The organism is Pseudomonas emilianonis (assembly GCF_023072625.1).
GTDB classification, from domain to species: Bacteria; Pseudomonadota; Gammaproteobacteria; order Pseudomonadales; family Pseudomonadaceae; genus Aquipseudomonas; species Aquipseudomonas paraveronii.
On record NZ_JAKNRV010000002.1, the window covers coordinates 1 to 18,128 of the forward strand.

Annotated in this window: 19 protein-coding genes; 3 read left to right on the top strand and 16 right to left on the bottom strand. The window is 56.4% G+C overall.

The window, feature by feature from the left end; all coding sequences use genetic code 11:
* The coding region (locus tag L9Z73_RS00270) for an amidase (protein ID WP_247395538.1) at positions 1-514 on the bottom strand (514 nt) is incomplete at its 3' end.
* Between the two features lie 13 nt (positions 515-527).
* Entirely contained in the window at positions 528-1,859 is a 1,332-nt protein-coding gene (locus tag L9Z73_RS00275) for an MFS transporter (RefSeq protein WP_247395539.1), read from the bottom strand.
* A 209-nt stretch (positions 1,860-2,068) separates the two neighbouring features.
* Here L9Z73_RS00275 and L9Z73_RS00280 point away from each other — a divergent pair, with 209 nt between their 5' ends.
* Positions 2,069-3,106, top strand: a complete 1,038-nt coding sequence (locus L9Z73_RS00280; RefSeq protein WP_247395541.1) for a LacI family DNA-binding transcriptional regulator — start codon at positions 2,069-2,071, stop codon at positions 3,104-3,106.
* 146 nt (positions 3,107-3,252) lie between these two features.
* Here the strand turns inward: L9Z73_RS00280 and L9Z73_RS00285 are convergent, their stop codons facing one another.
* Complete coding sequence (locus tag L9Z73_RS00285) at positions 3,253-4,707, bottom strand: amino acid permease (RefSeq protein WP_247395544.1); 1,455 nt, start codon at positions 4,705-4,707, stop codon at positions 3,253-3,255.
* Positions 4,708-5,301: 594 nt separating this feature from the next.
* Between L9Z73_RS00285 and L9Z73_RS00290 the strand changes: the two genes are divergently transcribed.
* Positions 5,302-5,655 carry a hypothetical protein gene (locus L9Z73_RS00290; RefSeq protein WP_247395546.1) on the top strand — a complete coding sequence of 118 codons (354 nt, stop codon included), beginning with the start codon at positions 5,302-5,304 and terminating at the stop codon, positions 5,653-5,655.
* A gap of 195 nt (positions 5,656-5,850) precedes the next feature.
* On the opposite strand, the gene L9Z73_RS00295 is transcribed toward L9Z73_RS00290, so the two are convergent.
* The 4 genes from L9Z73_RS00295 to L9Z73_RS00310 form a co-directional block, all read right to left on the bottom strand.
* The gene (locus tag L9Z73_RS00295; protein ID WP_247395548.1) at positions 5,851-6,204 is read right to left on the bottom strand and encodes a hypothetical protein; all 354 of its coding nucleotides are present in this window, start codon (positions 6,202-6,204) and stop codon (positions 5,851-5,853) included.
* 96 nt (positions 6,205-6,300) lie between these two features.
* Positions 6,301-6,558, bottom strand: a complete 258-nt coding sequence (locus L9Z73_RS00300) for a hypothetical protein (protein WP_247395550.1) — start codon at positions 6,556-6,558, stop codon at positions 6,301-6,303.
* On the bottom strand, positions 6,555-6,929 hold the full coding sequence (locus tag L9Z73_RS00305) for a hypothetical protein (RefSeq protein WP_247395552.1): 375 nt from the start codon (positions 6,927-6,929) through the stop codon (positions 6,555-6,557). Before L9Z73_RS00305 ends, L9Z73_RS00300 begins: the two co-directional genes overlap by 4 nt.
* The gene (locus L9Z73_RS00310; RefSeq protein WP_247395555.1) at positions 6,926-7,435 is read right to left on the bottom strand and encodes a glycoside hydrolase family 24 protein; all 510 of its coding nucleotides are present in this window, start codon (positions 7,433-7,435) and stop codon (positions 6,926-6,928) included. Before L9Z73_RS00310 ends, L9Z73_RS00305 begins: the two co-directional genes overlap by 4 nt.
* Positions 7,436-7,614: 179 nt before the next feature.
* Between L9Z73_RS00310 and L9Z73_RS00315 the strand changes: the two genes are divergently transcribed.
* Positions 7,615-8,697, top strand: coding sequence for an acyltransferase family protein (locus L9Z73_RS00315; protein ID WP_247395557.1), 1,083 nt, complete (start codon positions 7,615-7,617; stop codon positions 8,695-8,697).
* Here the strand turns inward: L9Z73_RS00315 and L9Z73_RS00320 are convergent, their stop codons facing one another.
* From L9Z73_RS00320 to L9Z73_RS00360, 9 genes are all read right to left on the bottom strand, one after another.
* Positions 8,698-9,042, bottom strand: a complete 345-nt coding sequence (locus L9Z73_RS00320; RefSeq protein ID WP_247395560.1) for a hypothetical protein — start codon at positions 9,040-9,042, stop codon at positions 8,698-8,700.
* A 1-nt stretch (position 9,043) separates the two neighbouring features.
* Positions 9,044-10,237 carry a hypothetical protein gene (locus L9Z73_RS00325; RefSeq protein WP_247395562.1) on the bottom strand — a complete coding sequence of 398 codons (1,194 nt, stop codon included), beginning with the start codon at positions 10,235-10,237 and terminating at the stop codon, positions 9,044-9,046.
* 989 nt (positions 10,238-11,226) lie between these two features.
* Entirely contained in the window at positions 11,227-14,796 is a 3,570-nt protein-coding gene (locus tag L9Z73_RS00330) for a host specificity protein J (protein ID WP_247395564.1), read from the bottom strand.
* Positions 14,797-14,855: 59 nt separating this feature from the next.
* Positions 14,856-15,443 (bottom strand): tail assembly protein, encoded by a 588-nt coding sequence (locus L9Z73_RS00335; protein ID WP_247395566.1) that lies wholly within the window; start codon positions 15,441-15,443, stop codon positions 14,856-14,858.
* Positions 15,444-15,497: 54 nt separating this feature from the next.
* Positions 15,498-15,842: a lipoprotein gene (locus tag L9Z73_RS00340; protein WP_104902946.1), complete on the bottom strand. Its 345-nt coding sequence runs from the start codon at positions 15,840-15,842 to the stop codon at positions 15,498-15,500.
* A 118-nt stretch (positions 15,843-15,960) separates the two neighbouring features.
* Positions 15,961-16,332 (bottom strand): GIY-YIG nuclease family protein, encoded by a 372-nt coding sequence (locus tag L9Z73_RS00345; protein ID WP_247395568.1) that lies wholly within the window; start codon positions 16,330-16,332, stop codon positions 15,961-15,963.
* Positions 16,333-16,458: 126 nt separating this feature from the next.
* Complete coding sequence (locus L9Z73_RS00350) at positions 16,459-16,914, bottom strand: hypothetical protein (protein ID WP_247395570.1); 456 nt, start codon at positions 16,912-16,914, stop codon at positions 16,459-16,461.
* Between the two features lie 51 nt (positions 16,915-16,965).
* Positions 16,966-17,286: a hypothetical protein gene (locus L9Z73_RS00355; RefSeq protein ID WP_247395571.1), complete on the bottom strand. Its 321-nt coding sequence runs from the start codon at positions 17,284-17,286 to the stop codon at positions 16,966-16,968.
* Between the two features lie 188 nt (positions 17,287-17,474).
* Positions 17,475-17,933, bottom strand: a complete 459-nt coding sequence (locus tag L9Z73_RS00360) for an Hsp20 family protein (RefSeq protein WP_247395572.1) — start codon at positions 17,931-17,933, stop codon at positions 17,475-17,477.
* Between the last annotated feature and the right edge of the window lie 195 nt (positions 17,934-18,128).

Sequence of the window (18,128 nt, forward strand, 5' to 3'; positions counted from 1 at the left end):
CGACTGCGGCGGCGCTGCCGGCACTCGACCCACCAGTGATGCAGTTGGCGTTCCAAGGGTTGCGCGCGGCGCCCTGCAGCGAGCGGTCGCCCGTCGGCCCATAGGCGAATTCATGCGTCAGGGTCTTGCCCACGATCACCGCACCCGCCTCGCGCAAACGCTTCACGCACACAGCATCGTGCTCGGGTTTGAAACCTGCAAAATGCGCCGAACCGTAGGTGGTGACATAGTCGAACGTATCGATGTTGTCTTTGACCGCCACTGGAATACCCTGCAACGGCCCCAGGTCCAGGCCCTGTTCGAACAGTTCATCAGCCTTGCTCGCCTGCGCCAGCGCCACGCTTGCATCGACGCACACGAAGGCGTTCAAGATCGGATTCAGCCGCTTGATGCTATCAAGCGCCGCCTGCGTCAGTTCGACACTGGTCAGGCTGCCCGCACGAAGGCGCTGAGCCAAATCAGTGACCGATTGAGCAAAAAAATAGCCAGCATGGGTAGGCTTCATCAGGTTCATACAAACAGCTCCATCAAACCACGGCGGGTAAAGGGGACGGGGCAACGTGCCGACTGCCAGGGCGCACCATCAACATCGCGCCCATGCCCAGCGCAGTGGCCACCGCCGCCGCGACGAACATCGACGAGTAGCCGTAGCGAACGGTCAAGTAGCCGGTCAGCATCGGTGCGATGAACGAGGCGGTGTTGGCAATGAAATGCGTCATGCCGCTGTAGGCGCCCACGCGGTTCGACGGCGCGGTATCGATCACCACGGCCCAGTAAACAGAGTTCGGTAGCGCATTGAGGGCGTTGGCCACGGTCATCAGGGCAATCACACCCCACACCGTCTCGGCCTGCGAGACCAAGATGAAGCACAGCGTGGTCAACAGCAGGCAGGTCGCGGCCAGCCAACTGCGCGCCACCTTCAGGTTGCCGGTGCGGCGTAGTAGCCAGTCGGAGATCTTGCCGCCCAGCAACACGGTGAAGCAGGCGCCGGTCCAGGGGATCATGCCCATGTACCACAGCGACGAGAGGTTGTAGTGAAACTCGTCCTGCAGGTACTTGGGGGTCCAGGTCAGCAGCAGGAAGGTCACATACACGAACGAGAAGTAACCGACAGCGTTGAGCAGCAGGTCCTTGTTCTTGAAGAAATGCCACACCGGCGTGACGCTTGTGTCAGGGGGCGAGGCATGGGCTGCCGTGGCACGCTCCTGACGCAGGAAGTCGAGCTCGGCCTTGGACATCCGAGGGTTCTCATCAGGGGTGTTGGTGAGGCGTGTCATAAAGAAAACCAGCAGCGCCAGGCTGACCACGCCGAGCACCACGAACATGCTGCGCCAGTCGCCGGTCAGGGTTTGCAGGCCCACCGCCACCGGTGCCGTGAGCAGCGCACCGAGCGGTGTGCTCAGCAGGCCGACCGAAACCACGAAGCCTCGCTCCTTGGGCGTCGCCCAGTTAGCGACGCTCTTGTTGATCACCGAATACGCCGGGCCTTCGGCAAAGCCAAACAAAACGCGAATGGTGGCGAAACCGGCCATGGCCGAGCCACCCATGAACGCGAGCCCAAAGTCGCCTGCAAACGCGGTGGCGATCTCAAAGATCGACCAGGTGGCCCCGGCGATCAGCCAGATGCGCTTGGCGCCAAAGCGGTCAGCCAGAATGCCGCCGATCAACGCCCCGAGAATGTAGCCGTAGCCGAAGAACCCCAGCACATTGCCCCAGTCAGCCTTGTCGAAGCCGTACTCCGGAAGGATGCTCGCCGAGGCATAAGAAATCGCGCCACGGTCGATGTAGTTGAGCAATGCCATCAGCATGATCAGGAAGAAAATCTGGTAGCGGAAACGTGGGATAGCGGGACTGTTCATAGAATCTGACTCTTCAAATGATGGCAGAAGTCAAAAAATCGGCCGCGTCCGGCTTTTTTTTATTGTCTTACCCAAACGTTTGGGTTGGCAAAATGTAGAGAGTGGAAAAGTGTTAGTCAATCGTTTGGGTAAAGATTTATTTCGCGGGCTGGCGCATCGATTGAGATAGAATCGCGCGCTGGAAATAGATGCTTGGAAGCCTCTCAGACATGCCGAATCAATCTCGCCCCGCCACACTGAAGTCCATGGCGACGGCTCTAGGGGTACACGTCTCTACGGTGTCGCGGGTGCTCAATGGCGACCCGGCCGGGGTCGAGCGAGCGGCTTCGACGGAGGTCGTGGCGCGTATTCGTGCGTTGGCCAAAGAGCTGGATTATCGGCCGAACACGCAGGCATCCAACCTGAAATTGCGTAAAAGCCAGGAGATCTGCGTGCTCATGCCGCGCCTCACCGACCTGGTGATGGCGACCATTTACGACAGCATCGACAGCGCGGCCGAGCAAGCGGGCTATCTCACATTCGTCGCCAACACCGACGACCAGCAGGCACGCCAAATGGCACGTGCCGAGCACGCTTTGCGCCGCTCGGTGGCAGGGCTGATCGTCGGTGACTCTCACGTGGGTGAAACCCAGCCACTGCTTGACTTGCTTCAACGCAAACACATGCCCTACGTACTCGTCAGCCGCCAGATTTGCGGGCACCTGACGGCGGGCAGCGACGACGAAATGGGCGGCTGGTTGGCGGCCGAACACCTGTACCAACAGGGCTGCCGCGATGTGGCGATACTGGCGGGTGAACGGCATGCGTCCACCGGGGCAGATCGGACCCGTGGGTTCATCCGCTATTACCGCGAGCAAGGCATAACACTGCGCCCGGAGTGGACCCTCAATGGCCCTTTTGACAGCCTCACCGGGCACAAGCAAGGCGAGTATCTGTTGGGACTCAACCCTGCCCCGCAGGCGTTTTTCGCGGTCAACGACTTCCTTGCCATCGGCCTGATGGGCGCGGCGCGTGATAAGGGATTGGCGCCGGGCAAGGACATTGCAGTGGTCGGTTTCAACGACACCCCACTGGCCAAAGAACTTTTCGTGCCGCTGACCAGTGTGCGCCTCCCGCTGGCGCAGATGGGCCTGCATGCGGTGCAGTTGCTGCACAAGCGCATTCTGGGCGAACCTGCCGAGTCGATCATCCTGGCGCCACAGTTACAGGTGCGGGCTAGCTCCTCGCTGTTGCGGCGCACGGATTGAAGGGTGACCCGCCTAGACGTCTGTGCCGGCCAGCGTTCGGCGCGGACGCCATTACCGGCCCAACGAGCACCCACCGCGACCATCGGTACTGCCGGGTAGGTCTTACCGCTGGTCACATCGGGGAAATCGAGCCTGCGTAATCGAAACTACAGACTCAAGTAGCCCGAGAACAAGCCCAGCAGCCCCGCACACGCCATCGCTACCACCCCCAGACACACGACCCATTCCACGGCGCTGAGTTTTTGCCGCTGCTCCCGCTTGCCAAGGATAAACAGCGGTAGACCGACCATCCACACCACGGCCGCCAATAACACGTACTTCAAGCCAGCGCCGTAAAGCATGAACAACACAAAGCACACCGCAAAGCCTGCCAAGGCCATTTCCCAGTAACGCCCGGGCGCCTTTTCAGGCTCGTAGCCTCGCCCATTAAGGCCGCACTTGAACGAGTACATTGACGAGAGCAAATACGGAAACAGCGCCAACGAGGTAGAGAACGACAGCAGCGCCAGGTAACCGGCGTTACTGAAGCCCGCCACCAGGATCATCGCTTGGGCGATGCCCGTGGTCAGCCACATGGCATTGCGCGGCGCACCGTTTTTGTTGAGTCGGCCCAGCCATTGAGTGGCACTCTTGCCGCGTCCTGCGAGCATCACCTCTTCGGCGCTCAGGGCCACCCAGGCAATTAACGCCCCGACGACCGAGACGATCAGGCACAGGTTAATCAGCAATCCCCCCCACGGGCCGACCATCGAGGCCATCAACCCCGCCATGGACGGCTGGTGCAAGGTGGTTATTTGCGCGGCCGGCATGATGCCAAGCGCCAATACCGAGGTGCCCACTAACAGCAGCGAGACAATAATTGCCCCCAATGTCGAGGCTTTGGCCACATCCGACAGTTTGCGCGCCCGCGTGGCGTAAATAGTTCCCGACTCCAGCCCGATCAGCGTCCACATGGCGGCCAACAATACCGTCTTGCTTTGATCGAAGATCGAGGTGGCATGGCGTTCGCCACGGAAATCCTCCATGAACACCCGGCTGTCGAAGTGATAGAGGGCAAAGCCAATAAACAGCACGATGGGCACCACCTTGGCGACGGTGGCGATGCTGTTCAACGTGGTACTGGTCTTGACCCCCCGTAGCACCAACAGATTAACGCCCCATAACAACGCCGAGGCGGCAAAGATAGCGGTCCAGGTGGTGCCTTCACCAAAGAAGGAAAATACCCCGAACGCCCCCAGCGCGCTGAAAATCACCACCAGATAAGAGGCGTTACCGATGGCATCCCCGGCGCCATGCCCGTAAGCCGCGATAAAACCGCCGATGTGACCGAAGCCAGCCTTGGACCAACCGTAGATGCCATCGTCGATGTCCGGTTGGCGCAGCGTCAGGTTGCGGTACACCGACACCAACGAAAGCATGCCAAACACAACAATGCCCCAGCCACACAGAATGCCCAGTGTTCCTGCGCCGCCTGTCAGAGTGGCCGGCAGAGCGAAAATCCCCGAACCGATTGCACTGCCGACAATGAGTGCGGTCAGGCCGAATAGGCCGACCTTGCCATCGCCGACATCGCCAGCCTTGGCGTGATGAAAAAGCCTCATCTTGAGTTGCTCCGTTTTCAAACATCAGTGGGTGCCTCTGCACAGGCACCATTAGAGTGTGAAAACAGGAACGTGACTTGATCTAGCGCAAGGCAACGAAGGGGGGCGCCCTGTGTGGAAGCGGCGCTTCGGTCGGGCATCTGATTGAAGCTGCGAACATGGTATCAGCAACCGATTCGCGAGGACCGGTCCTGACAATTTTGAAGAGGAAGCAGGCGTGAAAAATAGAGAAGTCACGCAAAAGTCACGCACACGAAAAAGGCCAATGCTGTGAACATTGGCCTAAGTCATTGAAAAATATGGTCGGGACGGAGTGATTCGAACACTCGACCCCTAGCACCCCATGCAAGCGGACACCTCTAGAGCCCGCTAACTACAAGGCTTCGCGCCTGGCGCTCGCTGCAACGATGCCCAACAGTGCGCAACCGTATTTTACAAAGTCACTCGTAAAGTCACTGAGCCTTTTCGGCCCCCTCCCCCGGCGTCCTGCCGACCGAACACAAAACCAAAATCCGCTACAGCTCGTCGCATCACATCGCGCAACGATCAAACCTCGATTACTGTATGCGCATACAGTATTTGGATTTACCCACCATGCACATCGATGAAGAAACCTGCGAGTGGCTTGACCTACCATCGCCCCTGGAAATGTACAAACATCACGCGGCGTTGCTCGAAGACGAGATCGCCGCGCTTCATCTACAACTGCGCAAGGCCCGGGACAACATCCGAGGCCTGGTGCAAATGAACGACGAGCTTGCCACCGGCAAAGCCATTGCCGAGACAGCGCTTAAAAAGGCCCTTGCTGACGCGGGCAGGCTCAATCAAGAAACCTCAGAAATGGGCCGTCGCATAAATGGTCTGATGGCCGTGGTCGAACAGCGTGACCACCTGTTCAGGGAGAACCAGCGGTTACTGATGGAGCGGAATCAGGCGCGATCGTCCTGACATACGCCTGGTCAAGTTGGGCGCGGACTACTTCAGCATCTGGTTATCGCGGCGCTTATTTCTGTACAGCCCAATCCTTTTCAACTCTGAAGGATCTGCACCTTGGGCAAATAAGCCCTAGCTTCACCGTTCGACTGAATCGATGTTCACATTTCTTGCACCGAAAGAAATACGGAGGACCTGGAATAAAATTGCTCATGCCTGCTTCTTTTTCAGCACCAACTTTCCGGGCTCGCAAGAGATTTCCTCATAGTCCTTGAACAAAGCAATAATGAGGCCCAGCCCCAAAGATGCAGCTGCGATGATGGCTGCGATTTCAAAACCCGTCAGAACGGCTACTGGTGCAGCAGCGGCCATCGAGAGGCCTCCAGTAAAAGGAATGGCCGCAAGTGCTGTGCCCAGCAGTGCGATAGTGATAGCCCCCGCCGTGGCTACCTTCTTGGATCTTTTGAGATTGTCAGCGAGGCTACCCTCTACAATGATCTGTACACACCCAGCGTTCTTGGCAGATTCAAGTTCAGCTTTTGTTCTCACAGTGACGGCTTGCATGCTACTTCCCTATTCGTTTTTTAATCCGCATGACGATGAACAATGCCATGCCTTGCAGCCCTGATCTAGACCATTTCAGAACAAGTGGGTAAATTGTTACTGACAGCCCGTCACCGCTGCCACCAACTCCCGCTCGTACCCGATTCGCTGCCGGCGCTCAGCCAGCAGCGTCCGCACCTTCACCTCCAGTGGGTCAGTTTTCTTCAGGCTGGCGGCTGCCCAAGGCGGCACCGCCACCTCCTGCGTTTTGCACGGAACTAACACCGGAATCTCAACTCGCACAGTGCGCACCTCTGGCTCTTGAGTCGCGCACCCCGCCAGCAACACCACCAACCCCATCAGCAGCAACCTCATAACCCCAACTCCTGATCAATGATCGATGCCGCGGCCTGGGCCGGATCTCCGCCGGTTCGCTCCTGCAGCAGTCGATTGGCTGCGGCGTAGTCTGGCCGGGCCTCTTCCTTGGCCTGGGCCTGCGCCAGGGCGGCTTCTCGCTCCCGCAGCTCGCCGGCCTGCACCAACTCGCCAAGCTTCCTGCCCTGCTCACCCGCCAGCGCCTCCAGGTTGTCGCGGGCGGACTTGGCGTTTGCCAGGTCGGTGTTCGCGGTATAGAGCAACGGCCGGTAATGCCCGGCGGCCAGCCACACACCACCCGCAGCTCCCAGCACTACCAGCAGCAATGCCAGCACCAGGGCAGCGCCAACCTTCGCCGCCAACGGACTCACGACATCACCCCGCCCGCCAGCCGGTACTGCTTCAGCAGATCATCCAGGCGGTGTTCGCGCTGCCCGTATCCCGCGCCGGGCAGGCTGGCCCAGATGTTCCGGCACTTCGCGATAGCCGTTTCGATCCGCCCGGCCACCACGTCGGGCAAAGCCCGGCACTCGCGAATGTGCTGCAGCGCCAGAAGGTCTTGGCTGATCGGGCTGAAGTCCGGCAGCTTGAGCTGCGCCTTGTAGTGCGGCCAGTCCTTCAGCATCTGCTGATAGCGGCCGGAAGCATTGGATGTCAGCCCCTTGCTGTTGATGACCTTCGACGCGCGACCCTTGGCGAACGGGTGATCTGTGAAGTCCTTGAAGACCTCGGGCTTACGATCGGCGCCGGTGACGATCACGTCGTAACCATCCATGGCCGTGGCCGGAGATGTGCTGGTGCCCTCGGACCAGGCGAGCATGTCCATGAATGCCAAAGCGTTACGGCCGCCGGCGAGGGATTCGGAAAGTCGTGGCATTACATTTCTCCAGGCAAAAAAATACCCGCTCGTGGCGGGCTAAGTAGCCATTAGGAATGAGCTCCGCCATAGGAATTGCGATCGCTCAGCGGTGGTACACGATTCAATGTGTGTCAAATCTGTTGCAATGTGTCAAAATTAACGAAAGCGCAAAAATCTAACTTTGAACGGATATAAAAATGTCATCAGGCATTCAGGGACGTATAGTATTTCTAGACTACATGCGAATATTCGCATTTGCCAGTGTACTAGTAGGTCATAAGTTAATAGACAGCCTTAACGCTGTTATTTCAGACGACAAAAATCACATTACTTTAAGATATCTGTGCGAGGCTCTGCATGCGTTGTGTGTTGGTGGCGGTGCAGGTGTTGTGGTATTTTTCCTTACATCAGGATACATAATAACTCACGTATTACAAAAAGAATCGCCTTCGGAATTCCTAATAAAGCGCGCATTCAGAATATATCCACTATACATCTTGGCCGTTATTTTAGAGGTTGTGCTTGGGTACGCAATAAACGGCACGAAAATCCCATCGGCCTCAACCATGATTCCGAGACTGCTTCTGATCGGAGATTTCTTTCAGACTCCAACAGGCTTAGCAAATGTCGAATGGACACTAAGAATAGAAGTGTTGTTTTATGTTTTCATGGCTTTGATAAAAAAGACCGGGGCGCTAGACAGGCCTAAAGTCATGCCTGTTGTTTACACAGTACTGGCTGCGATTCTGTTTGTTATGCCCTTGCTGCCAGCCCGAGGAAGCTGGAATTTTGGCTATGTCAATGCTTACACTCTGTTCCTTCTCATAGGTTCAATGTTTTATTTGGCAGAACAACGTCTGGCAAACATCACCATCTGTATTTCTGCTTCCTCAGCCCTATTAGTGCTTTTCTTAGTAAAAACTGCTGAGACTCACCCATTCTGGAAAGACAGCAACTTTGCGATAATTGCAACAATTATATTTGGAATATCCTTACTATACAGAAGCGAATTCAAGTACAACCGCACTGTTGGGGTTTTCTCTAATCTGACCTTTTCCGTCTATCTTTTCCACAACTGGCTATGGGAATATATCGCGATACCAGTATCGGCATTAGGTGCCACAGGGCTCACAAAAGACGCTCTAATAATACTGCCTTTATTTTCTATTTGCTACTTACTGCACATGAGTGTTGAACGACGATTTACTGCACTTGGCAGGAAATTCACTTACAAAAAAAACAATAAAGCGTCAGCTGCCATTATCACTGCCGACGCTTGATCAAGCTGGCTGGACTGGGCGTTTGCTCGCGGAAGGGAAGTCTGGGTTAGACTCGGTCCACTTCCGCAGCTCACGCCAGTAAAGTTGCCACTGCTGAGCAGTACCTTGAATACCTTCTTCGCCGTACTCGATGGCGGTTACCGTCTGCTGAACCTTGGGCATCTCAGAATTTCGCCATTGCGTTTCCGTAGCGATTAGCTCTTCCTTGCTCGGCACGTAAGGGGGCTCGACGTAGTCTTCGGCATCAATGACTATTCCTCCCAATCGCACGGCCTCGATATCAATATCCACGCCAGCGGCTATGGCTCCAACTGCACCACCTTCCAGCAAAATAAATTTCATCATATTAACCTCCAAGTACGGTGACACAGACAGTGGGAAAGTCGAACAACACTACGTTTTGATAGTCTTGCCATTTGATCGTTGAGATCCTTAGGCTGGTCGACGACATATTAATAATGGAAACACCAGGATCGAAATTTGATTGTGAAACTGACGCAAGGAATGTGTAGTTCGACGCGCTACTCATTGGATTTGAGAAATTGATGGTGTAATCACCAATTGAGTTTCGAACAACACTACTTACATTAAACGCTCCCCTAACGTTTGGTGTGCCAGCGCTTCCGCTGAATGTTACATAAGCAGATGGCAGCCTTGGATCGGATTTGGATGTCTTAGCATCTAGCGCAGCCTGTAAATCCGTCTGAGCAGAAAGCGTTCCGGCGATTTCCCCCCACGTCCCACCCTTCGGCAGGGCAACCCAAATTCCGGCGCCGCTCAAAACCTTCAGCCGGTCTGAAACAGATGCAACCGGCACTAGCCCTTTGACGCCCGCAACACTCGCAGTTGCACCGACCATTTGGGCAATTCCTTGCCGCAACCTGTCAAAGCCATCCGCTGTGAGCGCGTGAAGTGAATTGATATCGTTGTTATCACCGCTTGCAGCCTTGCCCGCCGTGACAGCTTCCGCCTGCTCGGCAGACTCCGATGCTGCTGCTGCCGATGCCGCTGCCGCTTGCTCAGATTGAACAACCGAATCTCGGGCCGATTCTGATCGGACGGCCGCAGCGCCAGATGCCTGAGCCGACGCCTGGCTTTGCTGAGCCGCCAGCTGCGCAGCATCCTTGTTGTCCGTGGAAGCCTCAGCGGCAGCAGTTGCGATGCCCGCCTGCTCAGTGGCAACTGTCTTGGACTGTCCTGCAGACGTTGCCGCTTCGGTCGCGGCAGCCACTTGCTCCCGCATGTCGGCAACGCCGCTGGCAATCACTTGAGTGGCAGCTCGCAACGCGTCAGCCGAATCTTTGACGTAGCCCTGCATTGGCGCAAGCGAGTAAACCCCGGCCGCCACGGTGGCGCCCTGGTAATTGGGAGCGATCGACAACGCTGTATCGCTCGCAATGTTGGTCACCTCGTACCATTCGCCATCGGGCCCACGAAAGGCATCGCCAACGCGCGAGTTCGCGATGAACGACGTGCCGGTGCCGATCACGGCATTGCTTCCAGACGTGACACTAACAGTCCCAGTTTTATACCAGGTCATTAGACGCTCCTAAGATATTGGTTTTGCAAATGTTATGGGGATATAAAAATAAATTGAGTTTGCAACACCTGTTACAAATGGAACTATCCTGTTGGCAGAATAGTCCCAGGTGCAATAGAGATTTGCAAACCGAGTGGACGCCCCTGACACATCCATGCCAATATTATTTATTAGCATGTAATCACCAGTATTTAGAGGGGATGCCGCCGTCCAGCTTGACTTCATTACACCGACCTGCCCTGTCGAGGTCGAGCCCAAATAAGTCCAGTTCGTTATAGTCCTAGTAAACTGAGCACAAGGTGTTCCACTGTCAAAAAGCAGATTGGACGAACCACTCCACAATCTTAAGCCATAAGTGGCAACCTCCCTTGATTTGAAAGCTGCGCAAAAATAGTTTCCAGCCCCGCCACCTATATAGCTAAACCCCGTCCAGTTACCCGGAGAACCGCTAATTGTTACGTACTGAAACGTCACTGAACTATCAGGCCTTACAAATACAAGCGGGGGTTCTGTTGAGGTTATCGCTGGAGAGAATGCGGCCCCGCCCGAGTACCTACCAGACTGCAAAACAACCAGCCTAGAGAATTCAGAGTCCAGGGTTACAACATCATCGTTATTCTTAAACTCTAATCCGTATGACACTTAACGATACCTCATTACAATTAACCTTTGCGTCCCCAGGGCCATGGTTGATTCTGGTTGAGACCTGTTTGAAAACCAGACATATACACCTCCACTTACAATCTGCGGCTCAAATTGGGCGGCGTATGAGTTCTGAGCGTTCGGGTCTTTTGGGTATGATCCGACCGGCATACATATTGCGCTATGGGTGCTAGGGGTGACTTCTGGAATTGCGATAAAAACATTCCTTGCCCCTGATATGTTTGGTGGATTTTTTGTAATAAGGGATGAATGTACAACCCTGACTGTAAAAGAACTTTCATCTAGCTGGAGAGCACCATCCTCTCCCCATATCCTCATTCCAAAGTTCATGCCGTCAGATCTCCAAGCTGGACCCTCTTCACATTGTTTTCGTCGTAGACCTTGATGGCGCGATTCGTCATCGTCAGGCGGCCGCCACCAGGCGCTGGGCCGTTGAACTCCAGGTTCCCGGCCTTATCAAGCCGCCAGCCCTGCACGCCAGCGACGTAGTTGTCAGACTGCAAAGCCTGACCAATCTGAAGCATGGTGATGCTGCCTTCCTGGATGAACGCCGAGCGCATGAAGACCTGCCCGTTATCCACCGTGAACGGCGTGAACACCTGACCGCCCGCCAGCGTACTGACAATGGCGAAACGATCAGCGCTCACCAGGAACTGGCTTTGAAGTACCCCTTCTTCGTCCTGCTCGATACCCAGGCCAAAGCCGGCTGCAACCAATTGCCCGTCGGCGTTCACCTGCATCTTCACCGAGTACATCGTGGTGAACTTGCCGTCGGTGTCGGCCTGGGCCTGGCTCACGACCTGAACGGCGGCCGAGGTCTCGCCGATTTCCACCCTGACCTGCTGGATAGCCTGAGAAGCTGCCTCTCGGTCGGTAACCACCACGCTTTCGAGTTCGCTCACCGATCCGCTGACTTCGCCCACCTCTGCGGTAAGCTCGGTCTGCCGCTGCACCATGGCCGCGTTCTGCGAAGCGCGCGTCTTCACTTCCTGCGCGAAACTCGCCGAGGCGTTGTAGCCCTGGAGCGCATCGGCCAGATCACCCTCCCCGGTGTCGTCACGATAAGCCGACTGCAAAGCCTGAAGGCTCGAGGCATTTGCCGTGACCACGCCGTCCAGTTCGGTGATGCTGGTGGTGTTGATCTCCACCTGGCGCGCCAGGCCGTTGGCCGTAACCAGAACCTGGCCCACGTCCACCCAATAATCGGCGTTCGGCGGCGAGGTATCGACCGGCACCAACTGCGCGGCCTGGTAGATCCGCTTGCCAACCACCACCAGGTCGCCCTCGAGGTAGGTTTGCTCAGGATCGTAGGCAGATAGCCCATCAAGCGCATCAATCTGCGCCTGCAGGCCTGGGATCTTGTCGATCTCGTCGTTGATGTCCTGACCGAGCTCGGTCCGGCCGATCTGCCCAGCGATCAACTCCAGCACCGGCGCCGCGTCGGCACTGGCCATCCCCATCACGCCGTTGCCGACTGGAAAGAACGGGCCGATGTTGCCGGTGCGATCCACCAGGCGTGCCCAGAAGAAGAGCTGCGCGCCGGCCTTGAGGGCCTGCATGCTGTAATCCGCCTGCGGGTACGCGAGATCGGCCAGCTTGGTAGCCACCGACAAGTCATTGGCCGGGCCATACCACAGCTCGGTGCGCTGGGTGTCTTCGGCGCCAGCAGGAAAGCCCCACTTGATGCCGATGCCGAACAGTTCGCTGGTAGTGGTCAGGAACGCCACCGCCGGCGGCAGGCCAACCTTCCCTTCCAGATTGGTCAGGTTGGAGCTCTTCCAGATCGAGGAAATCTCGAAGGCGCTCACTGACCGAACCCGGGACACGTAGGCGCCCGAGTAAATGCCAGTGACGTCGACGCTGGTCGAACCAGTCCGCTGCACCTTGATCCAGTTGCCGCTGTCCTTGCGCCACTCCACGTCATAGGCAACCGCGCCGTTCACAGCGGGCCACGAGATGTTCATGGTGCTGATGGCGATGCCCTGGTTCACGGCGTAGCTCGACGTCAGTGTGACGCTTGCCGGCGCCGGAACGACGGTGATCGGCACGACGCTGATTGGGCGTTCTTCCAGGCGCGCGCCGGTGTCGATGTGCGCGAACTTGCTCGGGTCATACTGCACGGCCGAGATCTCGAACACGCCAGGCTCCGGCCGGGCCACGCTTACCACCCTGTACAACGGGATTGCCAGGTCGTCGGCATCCAGCGCCCATACCAGTTCACACTCAGGCGCCACTGAGTAGACCACGGTAACGGTGACCTGCTGGCCGCTAACCAGTTGCACGGTGCGCCCCTCGCACTTGCCGTCGGGCAGGTTGAGGATCAATCGATCCCCGGGCTTTGCCTGGGTGTCGCGGTCCAGCGTGATGACCTTGCCATTCACCGCAGAGATGCGCCCACCCACCGGCCGACCGGCCAGGAGTTCGTCGGCGATCGGGATCACGTAGCCAGGCAAAGGAATACGGCCGTCCAGGCCCACCTTGAATGTGACGGCCCTATCCTTGGAGTTGGTCAGCAACGCCCACTTTCCGCGGCGCTGCGCCTCCGACTCGCGGGTGCAACCGATGGCGCTGATCTCCAGAGGATTGTCGCCGTAACGGCGCTGCAACTTGGCATCCGTAACTGCAGTGACGTCGGTGTCGTAGTTGTTCGCCGGGTTGTCGTAGCTGATCAGCGCGCGGCTGTACCGGGTGCGCTCCGATGCGCTGGAGTAGGTGAACTTACCGTCGATGACGTTCGCCCGGGTGTAGGCGAAGTCGAAGTCAGTGGCCCGAGGCATATCCGACAGGGTGAAGACCTGGCCCTGGGCCCAGTAGGTCATGCCCCGGTAGATCGCCGATATGTCGCGCAGCAGCGACCAGGCGTCAGCCTTGCTCTGCAGGTTCAGGTTGCAGATGAAGCGCGGCTCCTGGCCGCCCTTCCCGTCCGGCACCAGTTGGTCGCAATACTGCGAGATGCGGTAGAGCTCCCACTTGTCCACCATCCACGGTTTGATGCGCCGGCCCAGGCCGAAGCGGTCGGCCGTGGTGATGCCGTAAGTAGCCCACGTCGGATTGTTGGTGTAGGCCTCTTTGAGCGTTCCGTCCCAGATACCACTGTATGTCCGCGACACGGGGTCGTAGTTGCTTGGGACCTGCCATTTGCGAGCCTTGCAGCCGACGGTTACCGCCGGAATGCTGCGGAACTGCTCGGCCGAAAATTCGATGTAGAGCAGCGCGGTGTTCGGATAGCGGATCTTGGCGTCGATCACCTCGGTGAAGCCCGCAATCTGCATCGTGTCCGAGATTTTGTTGTTGTTCTGGTTGATGGTCAGTCGGGTGATTCGCATAAGCCAGCCGGATGTTGCCTTCGGCAAATCGATGCGGCGGGTGCGCTCGTAAGTGCTGGTGGTCTTGCCGTCGACAGCCTCACTCAGCACCTGCTGATAAGCACCGCCGTCCGTAGCCAGTTCGACTTTGTACTCAATCCGGTAGCCATTGATATTGCTGCTGGCATCCACAGACTGGAGCGCCGGCCAGGCAAAACGCACGCGCACAGCCGAAAGCTGGGTGTTACTGATTGCCCGAACCCATGGTGTGCCGCTGCGCACCTCGGTACTGATGGTGGTTTCGTTCTCGATCGAGGGGATGCCCTGGATATAGGTCTGGTCCACAGCCCCGGTGCGCCACTCCCACTTCACGTTAGGGAAGTTCATGTTGCCCTGAGGATCTTGCAGCGGGGTGTTGTCGAGATAGATGTCGCGCGCTGTGGGAGTGCCTTCGAACTCACCCTCTCCGATGGCAATCAGCATCTTGGCGATGGCAACAGAGCGCAGGCTATCCGGGGCTTCCGTTGGCGTTTTTGCTTTCTCTTCGCCGCCCTTGGCGCCGTGGATATCAATCTTGCGTGCTGCGCCCATGCTTTCCTCCAGGCAATAAAAAACCGCCTCTTGGGCGGCTGCGGTGCTGCGGGTTTCTGCTACATCTGGTCTTCGGCGTAGATGGCGGCGCTGATAATTGCGCCACCCCACCGGCGCTCGCCTATACAAAGCGGTACCGGGTTACCGGATGCAGTGGTGTTCTTGGCGCTGCCGAAGGCATAGCCGGGGGTGTTCTCTGGCGCGGCGCTGGTCTTGAGGCCGCCGGCCTGGGGGCTGAGCATTTGGATCACGCCGCCAGCGACCAGACCGATGCCGGCGGGAGCCAAATATGGTGCGGTAACCGGGAAAACATAAGAAATAGCGAGTAGCACTACACCAACGATTGTCTGGAGAATCCCAGCCCGTTTGCTACCAGTAATTACCGGCGCAATGCGGATGTCGCCTTCTCCGCCAAAAGCGAGCTCGCCCTCTCCAATATTCTTTTTCCCCCTGAACACCGCGAACTCAATCCCTCGAGACTTCGCATTCGACAAGAACCGCTCGAAGCCAGGAACCTGCACGCAGAGGGCCTTGATCGCCTCGGCGGTCGTTCTGACCGAAAGTTTAAAGGAGCGACCGAACTGGCGTAGCTGACCGAAAAGCAGGATGGTGGTGAGTGGCTGGTATTCGATTGCGAGCGCTGCCATAGTTTTCTCCGGACGTGAAAAAGCCGCCCGAAGGCGGCTTGATGTAGTTGTTCGTTACAGGCAGTCGCGAACTGCCTTTTCAATGGCTGATCGACCGTAACCGGGCGCCCAGGACAATCGCTGATAAAGCGCGATGCTGCTGCCATTTGAGGATTGATTAACCTCAAGAAGCTCCTCGGCCGTCGAGTCCGTAGCAACGATGAGCCTATAACCAGTCGAGGTTTCGGCCATCGTGGCTCCTGAGCGAGCATCCTGCCATTTGGGCATGACGCAGAGGGCATATTGTTTCGGCGCCTTACTCGACGAGGCGCTAATGGTTGCCTTTCCGCCTTTGAGGTCGCCAGGTGTTGTGCAACCCGCCAGCATCGCCACCGCTACCGCCGCTATCAAAATCCGCATGATTCTTCCTTGCCCTGAAAGGAGCGACTGTAGCGCGGCGCCACCCGAGCAGCCAGCGCTGTTAGCCTTCAAGCTTGGGCCAGTTGAACTTGTAGTTCAGGGGAGGCAGCTCATAGTGCTAGGCCAAGTAGAGTGCAAGCATCTCTCCTTCCTTTGCGTAAGCTGTGGCTTTATCAACAGTCGGATGCCAGCTAACCCAGAGAGTTTCCAATGGAAAAACCTTCTCGAAAGCCGCGTAATTGAAGCGCCAGCCGGCCATATGCCCAGCGGCTCCAGGATTTTTGGCGCATCGAACAAACGCAGCGAGGCGGCGCCTCAAATTATCCGACTCGCCAATAGTCAGGACGCCATTATCATCGACGCCTACGGCGCGGTGGATAGCTCTATCGGCGCAGATTAGATACGCACCTGGTACGGCCGGGGCATCCAGATAGTGCTCGGTCAGTTTGAGCCACTCCGGCTCCCAGCCCGTCCAATTTTTGACCTTCATCTACTACCTCCGCTGTTAGAGGCAAAACGATATCATGTTCGATTGAGTTTTCAGTAGTACCGATATTTACTGCCAGATGCAAAAAGCCCAGCGCAGGGCTTGGCTCGGCTCTTTTTTTCGTGGATGTTAAGAACGTTCGGGCTTTGCAGCAACGTACCCATTTACCTCGTTATGGCAATCAACCGTCAGTTCATTTAGATAAGGGGTCATCTCCAGACGCTCCATCAGCCGGAGCAGGTCTGTAGCGGACTCACGAATAGACGTCCAATCTTGATGATCGAATATCAACCGGTCGCCACAATGGAAAGCGTCTTCAGACAGGCCATTACATAGTTGCCAGAGGTTTTGGAGGCCGCGCTCTACTTCGCTTGGCATGGCATTACCACAGGCCGCCAAGGTCTCGTTCAACGGCAACATTGTCATGGACCAGGCTTCGCATGCAGGGCAGTCAGGAATAGCTTCTCGCTGCTCATCTGCACTCATCGCCAAGAATTCCAGAGCAGGAAATACTTCACAAACGGCGAGTACCCGCTTGAACTCCCCCTGCCCATACCATTCCCAGAGCGTCGTTGCGAATCCCATCTTGAAGCTCCTAAACCGCTACCGCCGCTATCAAAATCCGCATGCTTGCTCCTAAAAAATTGATCCGCCGAAAGTAAAGAATTTGAACGATATCTTCTCGTCATTCACATCTCTCATTTCATAGCGAATTCTGTCGAGCCCGTTATCTACACGAGCGGCTTCAAGATGCATGAACTGGGTCAGCCCACCACCAAACCCGCTCAAATCAAGAGCGCTGACATCATGAAAAGTCAGTGTCACCGCATCCAAATCTGACCCATTGGCAGAAAGCACCAAAACCAAATCGTATTTGAAATCGTCGAATTTGATGTTGATCGACATAACACAATCATGCTCGCGCAGCAGATCGTTTAAGCGATCAAGCCTATCCATGTGTCAACCCGTCCGGGGTCAAATTCCACGCCATGCGCATGTCGTTCCCTCTTTGGTTTGGCGGGACTGTAGCATCAAGGAAACGGCTCCAGAAGGTCGCACGTTCTGCACATGAGGCTAAGCCTTAAATCCGAGTACAAAAAAACAAAAAAGGCGCTACTAAGAGCGCCTTTTTTGATACCGCCAAGTTACTGCAAGCTAACCTGACGCAGCTCGGAAGTACCTTCGCTACCGATAGCAATTTTCTTCGGCTTGGCTTCCTCAGGCACCACGCGCAGTAAGTCGATACTCAACAGCCCGTTGTTCATCGAAGCACCGCGTACTTCAATGTGATCTGCCAGTCGGAACGACAACCGAAATGCTCGTTGCGCGATACCCTGATGCAGATAGGTGACTTCATTTTCAGTTTCGCGCTTGTCACCTACGACAGTCAAAACACCCTTCTCGACCTGGATATCCAGATCCGCTTCTGTGAGCCCAGCTACTGCGATGACAATTCTATATTCGTCATCACCGTGCTTTTCCACATTGTGAGGCGGATAGGTATTCGGAGTCTCGCTGCGAAGCGCCGACTCAAACAGGTCATTGAAGCGATCGAAGCCAACAGATTGGCGGAACAAAGGGGCCAGCGAAAGGGTAGTAGCCATCTCAAAATCTCCTGATTAAATCCAAGTGATTAAGTGCGCGACCCTCATTCGGCGTCGCGTGATAAAAATTTATGTTGGTCGAAAAAAATTTCAAGAGGGCAGAAGAAAATTTTTACGAGGCCGAATCTTCACTCGCTGAAGCAGCGGTTCAGCATTAAGGAATGCTCGAACCGCTCTCCTGATTTGTCCACAGCG